19 protein-coding genes and 1 tRNA gene are annotated in these 21,169 nt (G+C 37.1%); 10 read left to right on the forward strand and 10 right to left on the reverse strand.

The genetic code is table 11. From position 1 onward, the window contains the following. The first annotated feature begins 105 nt into the window (after positions 1-105). The 3 genes from B3I52_RS10945 to B3I52_RS10955 all read left to right on the forward strand — a co-directional run bounded on the left by B3I52_RS10945 (position 106) and on the right by B3I52_RS10955 (position 3,963). The gene (locus tag B3I52_RS10945; RefSeq protein WP_293301201.1) at positions 106-1,344 is read left to right on the forward strand and encodes a M16 family metallopeptidase; all 1,239 of its coding nucleotides are present in this window, start codon (positions 106-108) and stop codon (positions 1,342-1,344) included. After that, positions 1,337-2,611 carry a M16 family metallopeptidase gene (locus B3I52_RS10950; RefSeq protein ID WP_293301202.1) on the forward strand — a complete coding sequence of 425 codons (1,275 nt, stop codon included), beginning with the start codon at positions 1,337-1,339 and terminating at the stop codon, positions 2,609-2,611. Before B3I52_RS10945 ends, B3I52_RS10950 begins: the two co-directional genes overlap by 8 nt. Before the next feature lie 200 nt (positions 2,612-2,811). Continuing rightward, positions 2,812-3,963, forward strand: coding sequence for a hypothetical protein (locus B3I52_RS10955; RefSeq protein WP_293301203.1), 1,152 nt, complete (start codon positions 2,812-2,814; stop codon positions 3,961-3,963). A 179-nt stretch (positions 3,964-4,142) separates the two neighbouring features. Here B3I52_RS10955 and B3I52_RS10960 read toward each other — a convergent pair whose 3' ends face one another. Further along, entirely contained in the window at positions 4,143-5,972 is a 1,830-nt protein-coding gene (locus B3I52_RS10960) for a PQQ-binding-like beta-propeller repeat protein (RefSeq protein ID WP_293301205.1), read from the reverse strand. Positions 5,973-6,091: 119 nt separating this feature from the next. Beyond that, a complete protein-coding gene (locus B3I52_RS10965; protein WP_293301207.1) occupies positions 6,092-6,487 on the reverse strand; it encodes a hypothetical protein in 396 nt (131 codons plus the stop codon). Positions 6,488-6,688: 201 nt separating this feature from the next. Here B3I52_RS10965 and B3I52_RS10970 point away from each other — a divergent pair, with 201 nt between their 5' ends. Further along, positions 6,689-7,717, forward strand: coding sequence for a quinone-dependent dihydroorotate dehydrogenase (locus tag B3I52_RS10970; RefSeq protein ID WP_293301209.1), 1,029 nt, complete (start codon positions 6,689-6,691; stop codon positions 7,715-7,717). Here B3I52_RS10970 and B3I52_RS10975 read toward each other — a convergent pair. From B3I52_RS10975 to B3I52_RS10990, 4 genes are all read right to left on the reverse strand, one after another. Then, positions 7,714-8,151: an SRPBCC family protein gene (locus B3I52_RS10975; protein WP_293301211.1), complete on the reverse strand. Its 438-nt coding sequence runs from the start codon at positions 8,149-8,151 to the stop codon at positions 7,714-7,716. The two genes, B3I52_RS10970 and B3I52_RS10975, sit on opposite strands and share 4 nt — an antisense overlap. Before the next feature lie 136 nt (positions 8,152-8,287). Next, positions 8,288-8,458: a spore protein gene (locus B3I52_RS10980; RefSeq protein WP_293301213.1), complete on the reverse strand. Its 171-nt coding sequence runs from the start codon at positions 8,456-8,458 to the stop codon at positions 8,288-8,290. A gap of 39 nt (positions 8,459-8,497) precedes the next feature. Further along, positions 8,498-8,568 (reverse strand) — tRNA-Cys (locus B3I52_RS10985). Positions 8,569-8,686: 118 nt separating this feature from the next. After that, the gene (locus B3I52_RS10990; protein WP_293301215.1) at positions 8,687-9,430 is read right to left on the reverse strand and encodes a TrmH family RNA methyltransferase; all 744 of its coding nucleotides are present in this window, start codon (positions 9,428-9,430) and stop codon (positions 8,687-8,689) included. Between B3I52_RS10990 and B3I52_RS10995 the strand changes: the two genes are divergently transcribed. Then, entirely contained in the window at positions 9,421-11,811 is a 2,391-nt protein-coding gene (locus B3I52_RS10995) for a BamA/TamA family outer membrane protein (protein WP_293301217.1), read from the forward strand. The two genes, B3I52_RS10990 and B3I52_RS10995, sit on opposite strands and share 10 nt — an antisense overlap. 12 nt (positions 11,812-11,823) lie before the next feature. On the opposite strand, the gene B3I52_RS11000 is transcribed toward B3I52_RS10995, so the two are convergent. Further along, the gene (locus B3I52_RS11000) at positions 11,824-12,351 is read right to left on the reverse strand and encodes a hypothetical protein (protein WP_293301219.1); all 528 of its coding nucleotides are present in this window, start codon (positions 12,349-12,351) and stop codon (positions 11,824-11,826) included. 1 nt (position 12,352) lies between these two features. Continuing rightward, positions 12,353-14,668 (reverse strand): patatin-like phospholipase family protein, encoded by a 2,316-nt coding sequence (locus tag B3I52_RS11005; RefSeq protein ID WP_293301220.1) that lies wholly within the window; start codon positions 14,666-14,668, stop codon positions 12,353-12,355. Positions 14,669-14,928: 260 nt separating this feature from the next. Here B3I52_RS11005 and mtaB point away from each other — a divergent pair, with 260 nt between their 5' ends. From mtaB to tsaB, 5 genes are all read left to right on the forward strand, one after another. Next, on the forward strand, positions 14,929-16,251 hold the full coding sequence (gene mtaB / locus B3I52_RS11010) for a tRNA (N(6)-L-threonylcarbamoyladenosine(37)-C(2))-methylthiotransferase MtaB (RefSeq protein WP_293301222.1): 1,323 nt from the start codon (positions 14,929-14,931) through the stop codon (positions 16,249-16,251). A 221-nt stretch (positions 16,252-16,472) separates the two neighbouring features. Further along, the gene (gene rpmH / locus B3I52_RS11015) at positions 16,473-16,631 is read left to right on the forward strand and encodes a 50S ribosomal protein L34 (RefSeq protein ID WP_013632808.1); all 159 of its coding nucleotides are present in this window, start codon (positions 16,473-16,475) and stop codon (positions 16,629-16,631) included. Between the two features lie 64 nt (positions 16,632-16,695). Further along, on the forward strand, positions 16,696-17,088 hold the full coding sequence (locus B3I52_RS11020; RefSeq protein ID WP_293301223.1) for a ribonuclease P protein component: 393 nt from the start codon (positions 16,696-16,698) through the stop codon (positions 17,086-17,088). Continuing rightward, a complete protein-coding gene (gene yidD, locus B3I52_RS11025) occupies positions 17,075-17,305 on the forward strand; it encodes a membrane protein insertion efficiency factor YidD (protein ID WP_293301225.1) in 231 nt (76 codons plus the stop codon). Before B3I52_RS11020 ends, yidD begins: the two co-directional genes overlap by 14 nt. A gap of 68 nt (positions 17,306-17,373) precedes the next feature. Further along, on the forward strand, positions 17,374-18,060 hold the full coding sequence (tsaB, locus tag B3I52_RS11030; protein WP_293301227.1) for a tRNA (adenosine(37)-N6)-threonylcarbamoyltransferase complex dimerization subunit type 1 TsaB: 687 nt from the start codon (positions 17,374-17,376) through the stop codon (positions 18,058-18,060). Between the two features lie 55 nt (positions 18,061-18,115). Here the strand turns inward: tsaB and B3I52_RS11035 are convergent, their stop codons facing one another. Further along, on the reverse strand, positions 18,116-19,534 hold the full coding sequence (locus B3I52_RS11035) for a DUF5723 family protein (protein ID WP_293301229.1): 1,419 nt from the start codon (positions 19,532-19,534) through the stop codon (positions 18,116-18,118). Between the two features lie 25 nt (positions 19,535-19,559). Further along, complete coding sequence (locus tag B3I52_RS11040) at positions 19,560-21,113, reverse strand: hypothetical protein (protein ID WP_293301231.1); 1,554 nt, start codon at positions 21,111-21,113, stop codon at positions 19,560-19,562. Positions 21,114-21,169 lie beyond the last annotated feature (56 nt).

Genomic DNA, 21,169 nt, shown 5'->3' on the forward strand with positions numbered 1-21,169 from the left:
TTGATAATGCACTACGGGTTAAATAACCTATTTAGGCTGTTGTTTTATTGGCTATATCCCATTTAGGGTTGGGGGGTTACAACAATTCATTTATCTTTGTCGCCTATGGTAAATTTTAATCGTTTTACACTGGCCAATGGTTTAAAAGTTTTGGTGCATGAAGACCCAACAACCCCAATGGCAGTCTTAAATATATTGTACGATGTTGGCGCACGGGATGAAGAGGAGGGAAAGACGGGTTTTGCGCATCTTTTTGAACATTTAATGTTTGGTGGCTCCATTAACATACCAAGTTACGATGAGCCTTTGCAGCGAGTTGGTGGCGAGAACAACGCATTCACTAGTAACGATATCACTAATTATTACATTACTTTGCCAGCAACTAATATCGAAACTGCTTTTTGGCTAGAAAGTGATAGGATGTTGAGCTTGGCTTTTTCTGAAAACAGCCTAGAAACGCAACGAAATGTAGTTTGTGAAGAGTTTAAGCAACGTTATTTAAACCAGCCTTATGGCGATGTTTGGTTAAAATTACGCCCCTTGGCTTACCAGAAACATCCGTACCGCTGGGCAACTATTGGACAAGATTTGGCGCAGATAGAAAATGCAAAAATGGAAGATGTGAAAGCGTTTTTCAAGAAGCATTACAGCCCGAAAAATGCAATTTTGGTAGTAGGTGGAAGCGTAAAAACAGCAGAAGTAAAAGAACTTGCCGAAAAATGGTTTGGCCCAATTCCGCCAGGAGAAAAATATATAAGAAACTTACCTTCAGAGCCTGAACAAACCACCGCAAGGAGCTTAACGGTAAATGCTGATGTGCCTTTGAACGCAATTTACATGGCGTTTAAAATGCCAGCAAGGTTAGCTGCGAGCTACCAAACTTTCGATCTGTTATCTGATATTTTATCGCAAGGCCAATCTTCTCGTTTATATAACAGTTTGCTAAAAGAGCAGAAATTGTTTAGCGATATTAATGCCTATATCACCAGCAGTTTAGATGAAGGTTTGTTTATTGTAGAGGGTAAATTGGTAGAAGGAGTAACCATGGAAGATGCTGAAAGTGCCATTTGGAAAGAACTTGATAAGGTAGCTGCCGAATTAGTAAGCGAAAACGAGCTAACGAAAGTAAAAAACAAATCAGAATCGATTATGGTATTTACCGAAATGAGTTTGTTGGATAAAGCCATGAATTTAGCTTATTATGAACTTTTGGGCGACGCAACTTTGTTGAATGTAGAACTTGACAAGTATTTGAGTATCACTGCCGAGCAAATCCAAAAAGCGGCACAAGCTACTTTTAAGAAAGAAAAATCATCCACCTTATATTACTTAGCCAATGCTTAACAGAACAGTTGCTCCTGCCTTTAAGCAGGTAAATGAGATCAATTTTATTAAACCCATAGTAAAACAGTTAAAAAATGGCTTGCCGGTGTACGTTGTTAATGCTGGCGAACAAGAATTGGTGCGTATCGAGTTTATCTTCGAAAACGTAAATTGGGATGCACAAAAACCATTACAAGCTATTGCAGTAAATGGTTTAATCAATAGTGGAACAAAACACTTAACAGCTAAGGAAATTGCCGAAAAAGTAGATTATTACGGGGCTTTTTTGCAAACAGAATACAATGCCGATTTTACAACTATTACACTCTATTCGTTAACTAAACACCTGCCATCGGTGTTGCCAATTTTGTGGTCGGTTTTAAACGAAAGTACCTTCCCTCAGCACGAGTTAGCTATTTACCAGCAAAATCAAAAGCAAAAATTGCAGGTGAGCCTTCAAAAAAACGATTTTTTAGCACGTAAAAATTTTGCTAACGCTATTTTTGGTCAAACGCCGTATGGTTCCGATATCAGTTTAACAGACTACGACCAGTTAAAGCAAGACGATTTGGTTGCTTATTTTCGGTCGGCTTTTCAAGTTCAAAACTGTACAGTTATTATAGCAGGCAAGTTTTTAGCTAAAGATTTTGAAGTATTAGATACTGTTTTTGGCGGCAATTGGCAAAATACAGCACCAGCATCTAAAAACCATTTCCAATTTGAGGCGCCAGCAGGTAGAGATTTATACATCGAAAAGCCAGAGGCATTACAGTCGGCAATTAGAATGGGTAATTTAAGTATCAACCGTACGCATGCAGATTTTCCTTCGTTGCAAATTCTTAACTGTGTTTTGGGTGGTTATTTCGGTTCTCGCTTAATGGCAAACATTAGAGAAGAAAAAGGCTATACTTACGGTATTGGTTCTGGAATTGCTTCGTTAAAGCATGCAGGTTATTTCTTTTTAGCTACCGAAGTAGGGGTTGATGTTTGTGCAAGCGCCCTAACAGAAATAGAGAAAGAAATTAATATTTTAAGAAGCGATTTAATAACTGACGAAGAACTTGGCTTGGTTCGTAATTATATGTTAGGCTCGCTTTTGGGCAGTTTAGAGAATACTTTCTCCCATGCCGATAAATTTAAGAATATCCATTTTGCAGGTTTAGATTATAGTTATTACGATAATTATATCCATACCGTTAAAAATATTACCGCAGAGCGATTAAAAGCCGTTGCAAACCAATACCTAGATTGTAATGCCATGACTAGGGTAGTGGTTGGCAAGAAGTAACCTTTGCAATACATTAAATTTAAACCGACATTAAAATAAATAGTGTCGGTTTTTTTTGCGCTTTATAGAGGTATGTGGTAGGGTTATTCAAATTAAATAGAAATGATTTTAAATATATCGAAAGTAAAATGTAAAATATTGTAAACATTTCGAAAACTATATTATTTTTGACTAATACTTATCGGAATAATTGAACCAAAATGAAAAAGACCTTATTGCTGCCTTTATTTTTATTGCTAATTAATTTTTTTGCCTTAGCTCAAAAAACCGACCTGAGTAAGTTGCCAAATTCTTTTTATTCTGGCAAGCAGGGTAAAATGCACATTCAGGGCGTGGCTGTAGATCACGCTAATGGTTTTGTCTATCTCTCGTTTACCAATAAATTACTTAAAATGGATTTTAGTGGAAAGCTTTTAGGTAGCGTTACCGGGTTTGTAGGACATTTGGGCGATTTAGATTTTGATGCAGAAACGGGTAGAATTTATGGCTCGCTAGAATATAAAAACGATGCCATTGGCAAAGGTATTAACAAACATTTAGGTGTTACAGATAGGGTAGAAGTAGGTTTTTACGTAGCTATTTTCGATACGAAACGTATTAACAAAATAGACATGGACGCTGAGAAAGAAGATTTATTGCGTACCGTTTATATTAAAGAAGCAGTGGTTGATTATTTAGCAAAAGTTAAAGTTGGCGAAAAAGAAGTAGAACATCGTTTTGCTTGTTCTGGAATTGATGGTGTGGCCATAGCGCCATCGGTAGATAACCCCAAAGATGGTAAAAAATACCTATACGTAGCCTATGGTGTGTATGGCGATACTACTAGAAACGATAACGATAACCAAGTAATTTTACAATACGATTTAACTAATTGGGATAAATTGGCAGCACCTTTGTCGCAAGAAAAGTTGCATCAATCTGGACCAAGCAAACCCACGCAAAAATACTTTGTGTACACAGGAAACAGTCGGTATGGTGTTCAAAACTTGGCCTACGATGCACATTCTGGACATTTTTTTGCTGCGGTATATCGTGGTTCAAAATCACAATTTCCAAATTACGATTTGTTTGTAATTGATGGCAAAACCAAATCTAAAAGCGGTTTTGCTATTGTTAATAATAAAAAGGTAAAAGTAAAAACCCTATCCTTATTAAATGCTGGGCCAAAAGACGAAAAATCTGGGATAAATGGTTGGAGGTTTAAATGGGGCGCTACAGGTTTATGCCCACTGGGCGATGGCTATTTCTATATTTCCCATAACGGAAAATCTAAAGACGGCCAACAAGAGGCTACCATTTATAAGTACAAATGGGTAGGTAGCAAGCAAGAAGCTTTTGTAATGGTGAAATAAGAAACGGTTTAAAATAGAATACAGATTTTTTTGACGTCTTTAACAAAAACAGCTTTGAGCTGATAAACGGAAGTCCCCGTTGTTTATGAATTTTTCTTTGAACCAAATTTAAACAGTTTCTAACAGGTTACAAATGTGTTGATAAATGCCGCTGGTTGTAACTAACGGCATTTTAGGCTTTAATTTGCTTTCAAAACTGCAACCTTTCCATCCATAGTACTTACCAATAAAGTGTTTTCATCAATTACTTTAAAAGTATTTACCATAGAGTTATCTATTTTATGCACCCACAATGTTTTTTGTTCTTTTGGGCTAATGCAATAAATAGTTCCGTTTTTGGTGCCGAAAAATAGTTTGCCGTTTAGTTCTATCAAATCTGATGGCGTATGTTCGTAGCCATAGCCCACATTTAGTTTTAAGGCTAGCCCCTCATCGGTACGGGTAGTTTTATAAGCAACTATCTCGTCTTGCATGGTTTTGCCATAAACTAAGGTGCTATCTGCAGACAGACCAATAGATTCGCGAACCTTTGCCTCATTATTACGCCACAAGGTTTGCCCAGTTGTAGCGTCTATTGCTGTTAGTACTCGGTCTGGGGCAGCTATGTAAATGGTGTTGTTTACTGCTACTGGTGTAGCCATTGCTGGCGAGAACATTCTGTTAGCACTGCCGTTATTCCATTTCCATACTAACGAACCGGTATGTATGTTTAAGGCGTATAAATGACGGCCCCACGAACCGAAAATAATCTTGTCCTGATAAATTAAAGGTTTGCCCACAATACTGCCCTCAACATCTGTAAAACTCCACTTTTGCTTGCCTGTTTTAACATCTAGTGCTTTAAAAGTATGATCGCTGGCACCAATAAAAACCGTGCTAGCGTGAACTACTGGCGTACCTAATACCGATTTTTGTGCAGTGGCTTTCCAAGCTAATTTTCCGTTAGCTAAGGTTAGTGCATATACATTGCCATCGCCCGAACCGAAAATAACCAAGCCGTGGTTAATTACTGCCGATGAATAGATTGCACCTTGGGTTTGATAAGACCAAACACGTTTGCCAGTTTTTCTATTTAAAGCCTCAATTAAACCAATGCTGTTACCGAAAACAACCAGGTTTTTATCATAAGCTGGTGTATTTACTACATTGGCACTCGAGTGGTAAGTCCAAACTGCCTTTACATTATTGTATTTCTGGTTGATGGTAAAATCAGGTCTTTCGTATGTTTGGGTGTCGCTAACAAAAGTTTTTAAAGCAATTTTTCGCCAAGTAGGCAAAAGCTGTTGGGCAGGTTTTTTGGTAGCGAAATAAACAGTGTCTTTCATCATGTTCACAATGTTGTAGCCACCAATGCTGTCTTTTGCCCTGAGGTTAGAACGCCCCATGGTAGCGGGAATACCTTCAAAATTGTATGCTTTGTTTTGGTGCCCGTGTCCGCAAATGGCGTACTGGATATTCTTTTTCTTTAGCCTGTCGGTAACTTCATACCAGTTGTCTAGGCTGTTATCAATAGGATAGTGGTTAATGAAAACTACAGGCATGTTTTTCGGTGTTTTTTTTAACAAACTATCTAGCCAAACCGTAGCATCTCTTGGAATATGCCCATCACTCATGCGTACATAAGGCCCCGAGGCACAAGCTATAAAGCGGAAACCATTATGATCGAAAGTGAATTTATCATAACCAAATTCTTTAATAAAAGAAACTCCGCCCGATTCTGACCAGCCAGTATCATGATTGCCTGGAATAACATAGCATTTTTTGTTTAAGCCAGAGAGGATTTCCTTGGCCAATTTCAGTTCTTCATTGGTGCCCATTTCGGTAATGTCGCCAGTAACCAATACAAAATCAATATCATTCTGGGTGTTGATGTCGGCTACTGTTCTGCGCAAATCTTCTTCGCCGGTAGCTGTGCCAACATGGGTGTCGGTTACAAAGGCATATTTAAAATTTTGTGCGTAAGCGAAATTGGCAATCAATAATAAGACTGCGATAAACAAATTTTTCATCTAATGGTTATTCCTAAAAGTTAGCATGAAATTAGGATAAATATTTGTTGTAAAAGAATTCTATTGATATTTTGACGTACAAGATGAGGTTTTCCATGTTGAGTTAAATTTAGGGTTGGTTAGTAAATTAATTTAGGCTTTCCATTTTCGCAGGTTACAGCTTTTGGAAGAGGGGTGATGTCGCAAGTTGATACAATGCCCCATTTTTTGTTATAATTTGACTGAAGAGCAGTGTATCTTTTAACGAAATGTTCAAATTCTTCAACGGTGATACTAGAACTGTAAGCCAGATATCCGGTTGGCCCGCCACATGCTTTTGAGCCTATGGCTATAAATTTAAGTTCATAATTTGTAGTTGTTCCGCAAATGCTACTTTCTGCCAAGGTTTTGATTTTGGTATAGAGTTGTTCAAGTTGTTGCTCGTCTTTATTCTTGCTGGTTTCTTTACTACAACCACTAATTGAAAAAGCCATGAAAAGAATTAGGCAATAATGAAAAATTTTAATCTGGTTCATTTGATTTAGGTTTTTAGTTATTACGTAGTAACTCTGTTAAACGCTACAAATAGAAAAAATAGTAATTATTGCAGCAGCTAAGCCTAATATTTGGCAATGCTAATAGCAAATTTATTGATGTTTCTGCTCGTTGTTTTTTACGCTAAAAATTTAAACAGTTCTTGAGAAAATATAATTTTCCTTTTTTATTATCTTCGCATCATGTATCGTTTGGTAAAACCTATCTTTTTTAAATTCGACCCTGAAAATGTGCACCATTTTGTGGTTAAACGCCTTAAATGGTTTAACGATGTTCTTCCATTTGGAAAATCGGTGATAAGGGGCAGTTATGATGTAAGCTTTAAAGGCTTAGAGCGTGAAGTTTTCGGACTGAAGTTTAAAAATCCGGTGGGTTTGGCTGCCGGTTTCGATAAAAATGGCGAATATGTAGAAGCGTTGAGCAATTTGGGCTTCGGTTTTATAGAAGTGGGTACCGTTACGCCCTTGCCACAGCCCGGTAATGATAAACCTCGTATGTTTCGTCTGCCAGAAGATGCGGCCTTGATTAATCGTATGGGCTTTAATAATAAGGGAGTAGATACCATGGCAGAGCGCTTACGTTTGCTAAAGGATAGGCATCCCGACATTATTGTAGGTGGAAACATAGGTAAGAACAAGAATACGCCTAACGAACATGCCGTTTCTGATTATGTTAAATGTTTTGACAGTCTATTTGATGTGGTTGATTATTTTGTGGTAAATGTAAGTTCGCCAAACACACCAGGTTTAAGAGCTTTGCAAGAAAAAGAACCATTAATGGAGCTTTTAAATACCTTGCAAAAACGGAATAGTAAAAATGATATTTCGAGGCCAATTCTATTAAAAATTGCGCCAGATTTAACCAATGAACAATTGGATGATATCATCGAAATTGTAAAAGAAACGGGTATTGCAGGGGTTATCGCTACCAATACTACCATTAGTAGAGACGGTTTGTACGCTCCCGAGAACTTAAAAGGAGAGATGGGGGGCTTAAGTGGTAAGCCATTAACCAAACGTTCTACAGAGGTAATCCGTTATCTGTCAGAAAAATCTGGCAAAGCTTTCCCTATTATTGGAGTTGGAGGGATACATTCGGCACAAGATGCACAAGAAAAATTAGCAGCAGGAGCTTCGCTGGTACAGTTGTACACCGGCTTTATATACGAAGGTCCGGGCTTAATTAAGCGTATTTGTAAAACTTTACTTTAATCACTTTTGCCTTCTAGGTGGTTTTTTAGGTTGGTGTGCACAATGTAATTCCAGCCTTCAATAAAGTTCTCTTTGGCGAAATCTGCCCCACCCTCAGCTAGCGTATGCACATCAGTATGTGTTAACCTTACCAAGGTTTGCTCTCCTTTGTCCATTAATTGCCAACAAACTAGCGAATTCCCAGGGTAATTGTCATAGCGCCAAGTGTGTGCAAGTTTTTCATTTTCTTTAGCTTCGGTAATTTCGCATAAATGCAAATATTGTGGTCCAGCATCAGAGCCTCCCATAAAATCGAATTTGAAACCCACTTTTGGCTCAAATTTCTCGATGTTGAAATACCATTTTTTCATTTCGGTATGAGCAGTTAAAGCACGCCATACCTTGTCTATTGGGGCGTTAAAGGTTCTTTCTACTAAAATGCTGTCTTTTTTCATGCTTACAAGATTAGTTTTGCTATAACTTAACAATCCTTTATTTGTTTTGCTTGCACTATTTGGTAAGTTTTTACATATAAACAAAAAAAGCCCAGAGTTTTTAAAACCCTGAGCTTTTGTTTTTCTTTGCGCTTAATTACTTAGCTAAAGCAGCTAATACCGCATTGTTTTTAGCTAATTGGTCGTTTTTAGCTTGTGTAGAACGGCTGCCTAACTCTAGGTTGGTTGCCAATTTTAAAGCTTTAACTTCTAAACGAGAAACAGTTTTGTTGTATCTGTCTTTTCTTTTTAATCTAGTAACTGCCATAACAATAAACTTTTATTTCTTTTAAATTTTTTAATCTTGAGGTCGAGAGCGGATTCGAACCGCTGTACAAGGTTTTGCAGACCTCTGCCTAGCCACTCGGCCACTCGACCCTTGTTTTCAAGGTTGCAAAAATAACAATTAAAAGCAAGGTTGCAAACTAATATGTAGAATTATTTTTACTTATATTATTTGGTTAACTGCCTATTCGCATAATCGTAAACTCTAAACTTAAAACTGCCTGCTAATCTCGCTACAAAAAATAGCTGCCGATACCGCTACGTTTAAAGATTCTGCTTCGCCAAAACGAGGTATGGTAACGGGTACATTAATCTTTTCAATCAATTCCTTGCCAATACCGTGCCCCTCGTTCCCCAATAAAATCAAGCCCTCCTTGCCCCAGTTGGTTTGGTATATATTTTTACCATTTAGTAAAGCACCATAAATGGGTAATTTTACATCAGTTAAAAAACGGTTTAATGAAGTATAAACAACGTTAACCCTACACAGCGAGCCCATGGTAGCCTGTACAGTTTTAGGGTTATAGGCTTCTACCGTATTTTCAGAGCAAATAATGTTTTTGATACCGAACCAATCGGCAGTACGTATAATAGTGCCCAAATTGCCCGGGTCTTGTACATCGTCCAATACCAATGAAAATTTATTCTTTAATAAAGTTAAGTTGATGTCTTGTGGAGCGGGGAGGTGTACTAAAGCCAGTATGCTTTGTGGTGTTTGTTGTGTACTAATCTTTTGCAGTTCGGTTTCTGTTACTTCAAATAACCTTATATTTGCATTAACTTTAGGTAAAGCTGCCGATATTTTTGGGGTGTAGTAAATGCTATGTGTCTGATAGTCAGATTTTAAAAATTCTACTGTAGATTTTATTCCCTCAATAATAAAAATTCCGTTTTCTTTACGGTACTTTTTTTGATGAAGCGATTTTATAAAACTGATTTGAGATTTTGAAAGCATATACTAACAACAATAAACAGGACATTCAACTTCTTGCAATATTACTATTTATTCTTGTTTTTATAGCAGGGTGTGCGTCAACAAAATATATTGAAGATTATCAGGCTATTGTTAGAGATGTAAAGATTGATAGTATTGACAAAGCCTACGAAGAGGCAGCCTATTTATATGTACAGAAAGATATTAAGCCCATAGAAGGGTTTGGTATTAATGTGGCCATTTATAATATTTTTAATACTAAAAATGGTAAATACCGAAAAACAAATATTAAACCTTTGGGTTCGCCACCACCAATATTAGACAGTACTTTGGTAGAAATATCTCGTGCCCAAATTGAGAAATTTCTAAAAAGTAAAGGCTTTTTTAATGCCAAGGTACAATCAGAAATAGCAGTTAAAAATAAAAAAGCAAAGCTAAAGTTTACTGCCAGCACGGGTGAGCCATTTATGATAAATAAAATTACCCGCGAAATACCCGATGATTCTATTAAGTCGCTTTATTTAAGATCAAAAAATAAGTTTTCGCATCTTAGTGAGGGTATGCAGTACGATGAAGATTCACTTTCTTACGAAAGGGAAGAGATTTACCATTTAATGCGCCAAAATGGATATTACGATTTTGTAAGGCCGTACGTTAGGTTCGAACCAGATTCGAACCAAAACAATAACAAAGTAAAGGTTAACCTTATTATAGATAAGCCTATAGACAGTGCTCAAAAAGCGCATAAGAAATATAGAATTGGCGAAATAAATATTGTTATTGCGCCAAATACCGATGGTTTTACCGATTCGCTTAAGTTAAATAAGCAAATATTCAATGGTGTTCGTTTTACAGATTTATCAAAAAAGTTTAGGCGTAACCCTATTGTGCGGTATAATTTTATTAAGCAGGGCGATGGTTACAACATCACTAACGAAACACTTACTTACGATAGGCTTTACGAACTTAACCTGTTTAAAAACGTAAAAATAGACTATTTAAAAGATAAGGATAGCGCAGACATCCTAAATCCAATAATTTTGCTTACGCCACAAAAAAGAATGAGCAATAGAATAGAGGGTGAAATACCTTTTAACAATGCTACAATTGGATTTACGCTAAGTAATACTTATACCAATAACAACTTTTTAAAAGGAGGCGAAAAATTTCAGCTTCAGGTTAAAGGTGGCTTGCAATCTAGGCTAGGCGTAGCTGGGAGCTCTATTTTTTCTGATATTTATCAACGAGATTTTTCTATTAGTGCAAGCTTAACTGTACCACGTATCATGGTTCCTTTTAGAATTCCGCTAATGGGTAAAAACGGAATTCCAACCACTACTTTTTCGTCGAGTTATTTGTATGCCCTGCAAAAAGACGTTTCCGTTAGGCGTATTTTTATTAACTATATTACCTACGATTGGTTCGAAACAAAATCTAAATTTCACTCTTTTACGCCTTTAAATTTCGAGTACAGGTTTGGTACCTTGGCCTCTAATATAGATGAAAACACTTTGTTAAATAATTTATATTACACCGCGTTATTGGCCCGAAAAGACTTTACTTTAGGCACCAAATATGCTTTTGTGCTAAATGCCGATAAACTATTGCAGAAAGCAAATTTCTTATATTTTAGAGGAAATATAGAAAGTGCAGGCAACTTATTGCAGCTTGCCAATACTACTTTGGGACGTAAGCACGATCCCGCAAATGGAGATTTTGGCACTATTTTGGGTTTGCCATTTAATCAGTATGTACGGCCCGAAATAGATTTACGTTGGTATAAAAAACTAAGTGGAGAAAATCAATTTGTGGCCAGAATTAATGCAGGGGTGGGCTATGCCTACGGCAACTCTACCTTTATTCCCTTCGAAAAGTTTTTTTATGCCGGAGGTTCTAGCGGCGTTAGAGCTTGGCAGGCACGAACATTGGGGCCAGGCAACTACAATAGAGATGTTATTGAAACAGAAGAAGCTAGAAAAGTATCTTATGGTATCGACCAACTAGGCGAAATGCGCATAGAAGCCAATTTAGAATATCGATTTTTGTTGGCTCGTAAATTTTTTGGCGGTAAGTTAAACGGAGCCACCTTTTTAGATGCAGGTAACGTATGGAATGTGGCACCCGGTAATCCGCAACCGCAAACTTATTTCAAATTTGATAAATTGGCCGATCAAATAGCGCTGGGTACAGGCTTAGGTTTTAGGTACGATGTGCAGTTTTTTGTGTTCCGGTTCGATGTGGGGTTAAAAATTAAAGATCCACAGTTTGTGGGCGGCGAGCAATGGGTAATTGGGAAGTTTATTAATGGCGGCAAGGCTTTTAAATCAAATTACTTTGTTACGCACAGTCCCGATAGGTACCGTTTCTTACAGTATAATTTTGGTATTGGAATGCCTTTTTAACCAGTGATAACTCTATATCAGGTTCTTCAAATAATCAAATATCGTTTCGAAATAGGTGCCAATGTTTAAGCCTTTATTGTAGCCAAAGAAAAAGAAAATCAACAGCAGTATTACCGCCATGTAAATAAACTTCTTGAAGGCAAAAGCCAATACAATAACAATTAGCGGCACAATGATGAAGAAAATTCTGCTAATGGTAATAGGGCTTAAATTACCATCTTTTTTATAAATATACATCAGCTTACTGTGCGTGCCATTGTCGTTCTGATGCTTAATGTATATAAAGGTAGATTTATCTATGGCAAGTGGAACAATGGCCACACCATTACTAAAGTTCAGTTCTTGTGTAAAACCGCTCACACTAAAAGTATAAGAACCATTAATGGTTTCTATGGGGTTTTCTAAGCTATCGGTAGCTATAATAGCTATTTTGCTATTCTTTAGTAAACTTTCTTTAACTATAAAGTTATTAATACCTGTAGCTTGGCCATAACTTAGGCCTGATGATAGTAATAAACAAATAAAAACGGCTAATCTCATCTTATTCTAAAGATCTTTTATTGTAAATTAAATAACCGATGTGTAAAAGCACCCCATGTCGGTGTTTGGCTTCATCGTATAAATTATAACTTAAACTAATTGGCCCCAATGGAGATTGATAAACTAGCCCGGCTGTACCGGCATAATGCCATTTGCTAAAAGTGTCTTCAAAACCTACCTGTTGGGTGTTAATTTTTTTAAATTCCTGATAGGGTAAAAATACATAGCTTTCTACACGTAAATCAAATTTTTTATGAATATTAATAATATTTTTAATTCCGCCTGTAGCATAGTTAAATGCCCTAAAGTTTTCCAGAAATGTAGAACGGCTATCTTGTAGCGGATAGAAGGTGGGCGATGCCAATAAGGTTGCATGAAAATTGCTGAAAAGTGGCTGGTTTGAAACCACCGCTTCTGCCAAATAACCCAGGGTGTAGGTTTTGGTATGCAAAACATAGTTCTCGTAGCTAAACTTGGCATGAAACCATTGCCTTAAATTTCTTGACCACGGTGGTGCAGTTGTTAAGCCTAACTGGTTAGCCTGAATATTACCTGCATAATAGTTTTCTTTGCCAGAAGTGTAATTTACACTAAAAAGCAGGTGCTGCCCTCTAGTTGGATATTGCTTCCTGTTCAGTGAGTTTTTTTCAAAGCTGAGGCTAGTTCTAAACCCGTTAAAGATGGTCTTGTCCAGCAGGTCGCCAACAACAAAAGTTCCGGTAGGGCTGTAATTATCGCTATTGTTGATAAATGAAGAGCTTAGTATAATTCGTGCATTTCGATTTAGAGGTAGGCCAAATTTTAAATCAATTTTACGGTCGGCTTGGTCTATATAGGTTGGCGATGGGTTTTCTACAAATATTTTACTGGTATTGTAATAGTTCCAATTGTTGTAGGTGAGTTCTGCGGCTAAAAACACAGGCAGTTTAGTAGGGAAATCTATTCTGCCTCCAAGCTGTGCCGATTCGTAAAAACGTCCCGAATAAAAATTAGAAGAAAAAGTATAGGCTTTTCTGTTAAGGTAATTGTATTGTATGCCTAAAAATACATTGCTAATGGGGCGTGTAGAAATATTGCCGCCAAAGTCTATTTTTAAGGCCTTTTTAGGCTGTGCCACTACTTCAAAAATGTAGCTATCGGTATGGGTATTATAGCTAATTTTAGGATATATAGCCTCAAAAACCTCATCGGCAACCAATTTGTAATAACCTTTTTTAATATCGTCCAAATCAAAAGTTTTACTGTTGCTTTTAAAAAGACGTTCTACATATTTCCGTTGTTGCGAGTTTACTCCAGTTACCGATACGCTGCTAAAAATCAGCGCTGCTTTTTTGGTGTTAAAGTCCAATCGTTTTTGAAGTATTTCTTTGGCTGTAACTCTTCTGTTAACCCTAGCTTTAATTTTGTCCATTTCTGCCATGGTAGCATCATAGCCCTGTTTAATCAGCTCTGCTACGGGTAAAAAGTTGGTAGAACTAAAATTGGTAAGATCTGGCGCTATGTACACCCCGTTTTCGCCAACTAAGGTAGAATCAGATTTTGCCAAAAACATATAAATCAAGAATCGGTTCAATAGCCTGTCATCATCTTTGGGGTACTCATTAAAGGTTTTTGAAGAAACGTTGGCGCCTATAATAAAATCGGGCTTAAATTCTTTCGTCATCACATCGGCAGGAAAGTTGTTATAGATGCCGCCGTCAAACACAAACTTGTCGTCTAACCTTATTGGCCGATAAATAAAAGGAACGGTCATGCTGGCCCTAACGGCTTCGGCCAAACTTCCATTGCTCACTACAATACTCTTTTGCGATAAAATATCGGAAGCCATACAACGAAAAGGGACAAGCAAATTGTTGAAATTGTCTTTGGCAACTGCCGATGCTTGCGAAAAAAGCTCTAGCAAGGCAAAATTTAAAGGTATGTCATTAATTAAGTTGGGCCTAAAGCTAAGTCGTAAACTCGTATCGATGGCCATTTTTGCAGTTATTGCCGATGGATTTGATGTAGATTTCTGGAAGTAGAAATTATAGTCGCTTTGGTAACGCCCGTTTACCCAGTTTTGAAAGTTGTTGCTCAAGGCAATTTTTTCAATTTGTTGGGGCGAATAGCCTGCTGCGTACATGGCGCCAACAATAGCGCCCATTGAAGTGCCCGTAATGTAATCTATCGGGATATTGTTTTCTTCTAGGGCTTTTAAGGTACCAATATGCGCCAAGCCTTTTGCCCCACCACCACTAAAAACTAAACCAACTTTTTGTGCATTAAGTGGCGAAACGGCGCATATAAGTAATATTATAATTAATAGCTTACGGAACATTCCATATAAATGTACCTATTTTTTTGATTTTAAGAAACTGTTTAAGTTTTAATGGAGCATAAGTGGCTAGCATTGTACTTGGTTATTGGTATTTGGCCCAGTAGCAAAGCCAAAAGAAATACAGTTTTGCAGTTAAAAGGAAATACATTAGAATTTATAATCAAAAAAAATAATTGTTAGCTATTTGTAAGACTTTTTTTTAGTCTCAGTTCTCCTATCTCGATAATCACATCTAATTCATATCTTTGCATCCTTAAAGAATGAAAAAAGTAGCTTTTTATACCCTCGGCTGTAAGCTGAATTTCTCTGAAACCTCAACAATAGGTAGGCTGTTTACCGATGCAGGCTACAGCGTAGTAGAATTTACCGATGCGGCAGACGTTTACGTCATCAATACCTGTTCTGTAACCGATCATGCAGATAAAAAATGTAGAAAGGTAGTGAAGGAAGCGCTTAAATATTCTCCAAATGCTTACGTTACCATTGTAGGTTGTTATGCGCAGCTAAAACCACAAGAAATTGCCGAAATAGAGGGGGTAGATATGGTTTTGGGCGCTGCCGAAAAATTTAGGATTGTAGAGTTTATTACCGATTTAACCAAGCAGCCCAAAGCGGTGGTACACCAGCAAGATATTGAAAAAGTAAACCATAATTTTATTGCCGCTTATTCTATTGGCGATAGGACCCGTACTTTCTTGAAAGTTCAGGATGGTTGCGATTACCCATGTACCTATTGCACCATTCCTTTAGCTCGTGGCGGTAGCCGTAGCGATACCATCGAAAATGTGTTACAAAAAGCACAGCAAATTGCCGCAAGTGGGGTGAAAGAGATTGTACTTACCGGGGTAAACCTTGGCGATTTTGGTATCAGGGAAGGTGAACGTGAAGATCGTTTTTTTGATTTGGTGAAAGCTTTAGATGAAGTAGAAGGAATTGAAAGAATTCGCATCTCGTCTATAGAACCTAATTTGCTGAGTAATGATATTATTGAATTTGTGGCCACTTCAAAACGGTTTGTGCCGCATTTTCATATTCCGCTACAATCTGGATCTAACAAGATTTTGGGTTTAATGAAACGCCGTTACCAGCGTGAACTATATGTAGATAGGGTAGCGAAAATTAAAGAACTAATGCCTAACTGTTGTATTGGAGTAGATGTAATTGTAGGCTTTCCGGGCGAAACGCAAGAAGATTTCTTAACTACTTACGAGTTCTTGAACGGATTGGAGGTTTCTTATCTACATGTATTTACTTACTCGGAGCGTGAGCAAACCGAAGCCGCTGTAATGAAGGGTAAAGTTGCTGGTAGCACCCGTTTTGAGCGTAATAAAATGCTCCATATCCTGTCCGATAAGAAAAGAAGAGCTTTTTACCAATCACAAATTGGCACCGAAGCACAGGTATTGTTTGAAGACGACCAGAAAAATGGTTTTATGCACGGCTTTACCAAAAACTATGTAAAAGTTAAAGCAAAATACGATCCCTTAATGGTTAATGAGCTTAAGAACGTAAAATTAGTTGAGCTTACCGCAGATGGCGAAGTAGAAGTTGCCGAGCTAGAAACTGTTTACGCACATCATTAAACTTAAGGAGTTTACGCATACGATTGAACATGATGGGGCAGCTCATTGCGGTTTTTGAAAAATAAACAGAAATATAGTGGCCAATAAAGGAACTATGCTAAGCTAATAATTGCTATCTTTGATTTTATTAAAAATAAAGCGGTTAGTTGTTGCATTTTTGAAATAATCACTTTATATTTGCACCTCTTATTTAAAAACTCTAGTTAAGATATTATATTGTTATGAAAAGAACTTTCCAACCTTCGCAAAGAAAGAGAAGAAACAAACATGGCTTCCGCGAAAGAATGGCTACAGCTAACGGTAGAAGAGTATTAGCATCTCGCCGTGCAAAAGGAAGAAAAAGATTGACCGTTTCTGACGAGCGTCGTCATAAAGCATAATTTTTGATTGCCACCTGTTAAGGTGAGAGCAGCAATTAATTTCCTGCATTTAGCAATCAAAAAGATGAATAAATTTTTTAAAGAAGAGCGTTTATGTAGCAAAAAGTCGTTAGACTTGCTATTCAAAAAAGGCTCTTCTTTTTTATTATATCCTTATAGGGCAACTTTTATTTTCGATGCCCAACCTCACAAGTTTCCCGCTCAGGTAGTTATTAATGTAGCTAAAAAGCGCTATAAGCATGCTAACGACCGAAATTTAATTAAGCGTCGTACCCGAGAAGCGTATCGCCTGCAAAAGCAAATTTTATTATATGAGCCCTTGGCCAACAAAGAAGAACTGCTATTGCTGAGCCTACAATATGTAGGAAAAGAAATTTACCCCTACGCTTTCTTAGAAAAAAGATTGGCCCAACTGTTTAAGAAGCTATTAACGCAAATTAACAATGAAAATAATTAAACTATTGTTTTCGTGGCTATTTTTAGGGCTCATTAAATTATATCAATGGTTGCTTTCTCCACTATTGGGACCTAGTTGTAGGTACACGCCCACTTGTTCGCAGTATGGGGTAGAAGCAATTAAGAAATATGGCCCATTTAAAGGCGGCTGGCTAACAATAAAACGTATTGGCCGCTGTCATCCTTGGGGTGGCCATGGCCACGATCCTGTGCCTTAAATTTAAAAGTTAAAAGTTGAAAACGGATTAAACTTTTAACTTTGTACTATCAGACTTTCAACTATCCAATGTCAACAATACTTCAAATAGAAACAGCAACGCCCGTATGTTCGGTAGCAATTTCGGTAAACGGACAAACTATTGCCTTAAAGGAAGAAAAAGCACCCAATATACATGCCGCTAGCTTAACGCTTTTTATAGAAGAAGTGATGAAAACTGCAGGTTTAACTTACGATAAGTTAGATGCCATTGCCGTAAGCAAAGGCCCGGGTTCTTACACGGGTTTGCGCATAGGCGTTTCTACGGCTAAAGGCTTGTGCTTTGCATTGGATAAGCCCTTAATCGCAATTAATACGTTGAAAATGATGGCCAATGGCTATTTGTTGCAGCACGCTAATTTTGGTGGTTTAGTTTGCCCAATGATTGATGCCCGTAGAATGGAAGTGTTTACAGCTGTTTTTGACCATCATTTAGGCGAAATTGAACATACCCACGCAAAAATTGTAGATGATAAAAGCTTTGTGTTAGAATTGCAAGGCCATTTTATTTCGTTTATTGGCGATGGTGCAGAAAAATGTAAAGCAGTAATTGATAATCCGAATGCCCATTTTAACCTCGAAAATTTTAATAGTGCAAGTTGTATGAGCAATTTGGCTTTTGCGGCATATGAAGTTAAAAATTTTGAAGATGTGGCTTACTTCGAACCTTTTTACCTAAAAGATTTTGTATTTACTACGCCTAAGAAAAAGGCTTGATAAATTCATGATTTTAGTGTTGCGAATTGTTAACCGAAAATTACGAACCAAAGGCTTATTTCTTCTTCTTAAAAACACCGAAGATACTGCCGAAGAAACTTTTCCGTTCTTTTTCTTTTCCAACGCCCGGCATCCAACTCCTATTCATGGGGTGCTCTACAATGTAGCCAATTTTAAAGGCCATCCCTAAATAAACAGAGCCCCTGTTGTAGCCAGTTTCTATAGCTTGGTTGTTCTTAATGATGTCTTTGCTGGCATAATAGCTTTGCAATAGGTCATTAGTGCCTAAAAACATTTCAAAGTTTGGGGTTTGTATCATTCCTTGGGTGCCTAGCCTAAAATTTTTGTCGGTATTGTAGCTTGGTATAACGCTAAAAGAAAAAGTGCCAGATTTTAGGGTGTTTACTAAAGCAGCTTCGCCATATTTATTAAATATTGTTTTGGTAATGATTAAACTGGGTATATAAGGTCCAAAAGTTTTAGAGATCAGAAAATCGGCCCTGCTGTTAATAGGGGCAATAAAACTTTTTTGTTGTGTATTGTTTTTGGCCATTTCGTCTAAGGCTCGTTGAAGTTTTGTTTCTGCCGGTTCGCCTGTATTTCCAACAAGAGGCACATTGGTTGCCGTAATATCAAAAGCGCCAGAGTACGATTTTTTGCCCCACCTAATAAAGCCGAGGTCTTTTACATTGGCCATTAAAAAAATACCAGATTTGGTAGTGTAGGTGGTGCCTAAAGTAATTGCTGTGCCTAAATTTTTAAACGGTAGGGCATTTTTAAAGTTAAGTTCGCCACCTTCTGGGTAATTGAGCCTAAACTTTGCGGCCATAGCTACATCCATAGTGCTAGTGGTAACGGTGGCCGATGATTTACTTGCATTAAATGCTGCGTAACCGATACCGCTTAATAAACTAACTTTTGCGCCCAATGCCCATCTTTTGGTATAGTTTTCACGATAGGTAAAACTGATTTGGTGATAGGTTTGCAGCTTGCCGTTGTTGTTAAATATATTAGCTCTGGGTATGGTTGTAAATTGCTGAAAAGTGTCGTAAAAAAGTCCACGGCTAATGTTTTTGTCGTAGTCAACCTGTGTTTCCGACTTTATTTGCCATGAAAAGCCCATTTCACTGTGGTACTTATGGTATTTGAATAACCTCAGTGCTACTAAATATACATTTATGTTTTCACGCATCACCTCAGGATTTTTAAAGGCTCCAATTCTGCTTTGGCTATATCCACGCTCCATTAGCTTTCTTATGGCTTCATTTGAGGCGCCTTTGCTTAAGCTACTTAAATCCATGTAGGGGATAAGGAAATTGGATGCAATGTTACGGGAAGAGTCCAGTGTAAAAGATTTTTGTGCGGGATTCTCAAAAGAATCGAACAAAGTTTTAGTGTTAAAGAGTGCATATTGTTGCGCTTGTGCTTGGTGGGCAAGCGCAACTAGAAGAAATATAGCTAGGCATCTTTTCATAAAACTGATGTTACATGTAAATAAGCTATTGTAAGGTGTCTATATCAACTTTTGTTTGGTTTTTAAGCAGGAGAATATTACTCAGAAATTTACCATTGTCGGCAGATAATTGATAACCAAAAGCGTTGTAGTTTTTAAGGCCGTTCGTTGCTTTGTATTGTTTATAGTAAGCTGGCTTTAGGTTTCTTCCTAAAATGTTGTTGCTGTTTTTATGGTTAATGTAAAAAGCAACGGTTGCCGTACTCGATGTTTGGTCTTTAAAATGTGCGTAATCATCGGTTTTAATTAACAGCTCGTTGTTCTTGTAGCTGTTTAAAAATACCTGAATGCTACTGGCGTAATTTGCCATTACAAAATGATTGTCGATAATGGTGTAAAATGGTCGCTCGAATTTTTTAAAAGGCTCTCCAAAAAAATGGTAGAGTATAGCAGATTCTTTAAAAATTCTTATGTCTGGCGCATATTCGCTGCTCAAGTCTAAAAGTAATTGTCCAAGTTTGTCGCCGTTTTTTATTTCAATGATCCCTAGTTTTTCTCCGCTTTTTAATTGAAAAACAGCGAGCTGTTCATTAAAGTATTGAGGAAAGGTTTGTGCGATATCTACCCTGTATTTTTCGTTGATTGCTTTGTGTTGCTGCTCAATTTTGGCATATTCTTTTTGCTCTTTTTGTTGCGTTTTTAAATCATCGCTCCATTTTTTGTAATCGGTTATTGCAAAAAAAGTATAATTGGCAGTTTGTTCTGGTAAAAACTGATCTATGTTTATTTTTTGTTCCTTTTGCCCCACAAACAGGCTTAAATAACTTTGCTTCTCTTGCAAATTGGTATAGCCATTTAGTAAAAACTTATCGCTACTAAAATTATAGCTTAGCGCAGCGTAGGCGTTTTGTTTGTTAAAAATACTTAGTTCGCCCGTTAGGTTGGTATTTAGTATGTTTTTAAGAAGTACGGGCAATTGTTGGTAGTTGATATAGATATTTGCCAGTGTGTTTTTAATCCTACTGTTTTGCTTGATATAGGAAGCGAAATCATTTTTTTCATTTTTAAAAGCGCTTAGCTTATTTAAGCTTGCTGCATTGTTAGAGAGTAAAATAGATTGCCCGTTAAAGCTTAAATAACATTTAGCACTATCGCCAAATTTAACTTCGTAAATATTTTTTTCTTGGTTAACAGTAGCCTTAAGTTGCTTTAGTAAAGAGAGGTCTATCTGTTTTAATTTAGTTTGGGTAGCCAATACAAAATCAACATGGTTCGCTTTGCTAGGCAAAAACCCAATAATAATTTTTTCGCCATCAATAATTTGATTGATTTTGTGATGCTTTATTACATTTTCTCTTAATAAGCTCAATAACCTGCTCTTTTCTGGGCCAAGTATGTGGTCTATAATTTGTTGCCCGCTAAGAATATCGTAAAAGGTTTTGTCGTTTTCGAAAGCAAAAATAATTGGCGCATTGGCCGATAGTATATTTAAGGCATTGTCAGAAGCGGTATTTTCTCTATTTAAATTAGAAAAATATAAATAAGTCATGCTTGCTACACCAAGCGTCAATAAAATTAGTAGGATAATAATCTTTCTCATAACAGCTACAGCAAATTTAATTTAATTTTATGATTAGCGGGATTGTAATGGCATTT

This window comes from Pedobacter sp. UBA4863 (assembly GCF_002399615.1).
GTDB lineage: Bacteria > Bacteroidota > Bacteroidia > Sphingobacteriales > Sphingobacteriaceae > Pedobacter.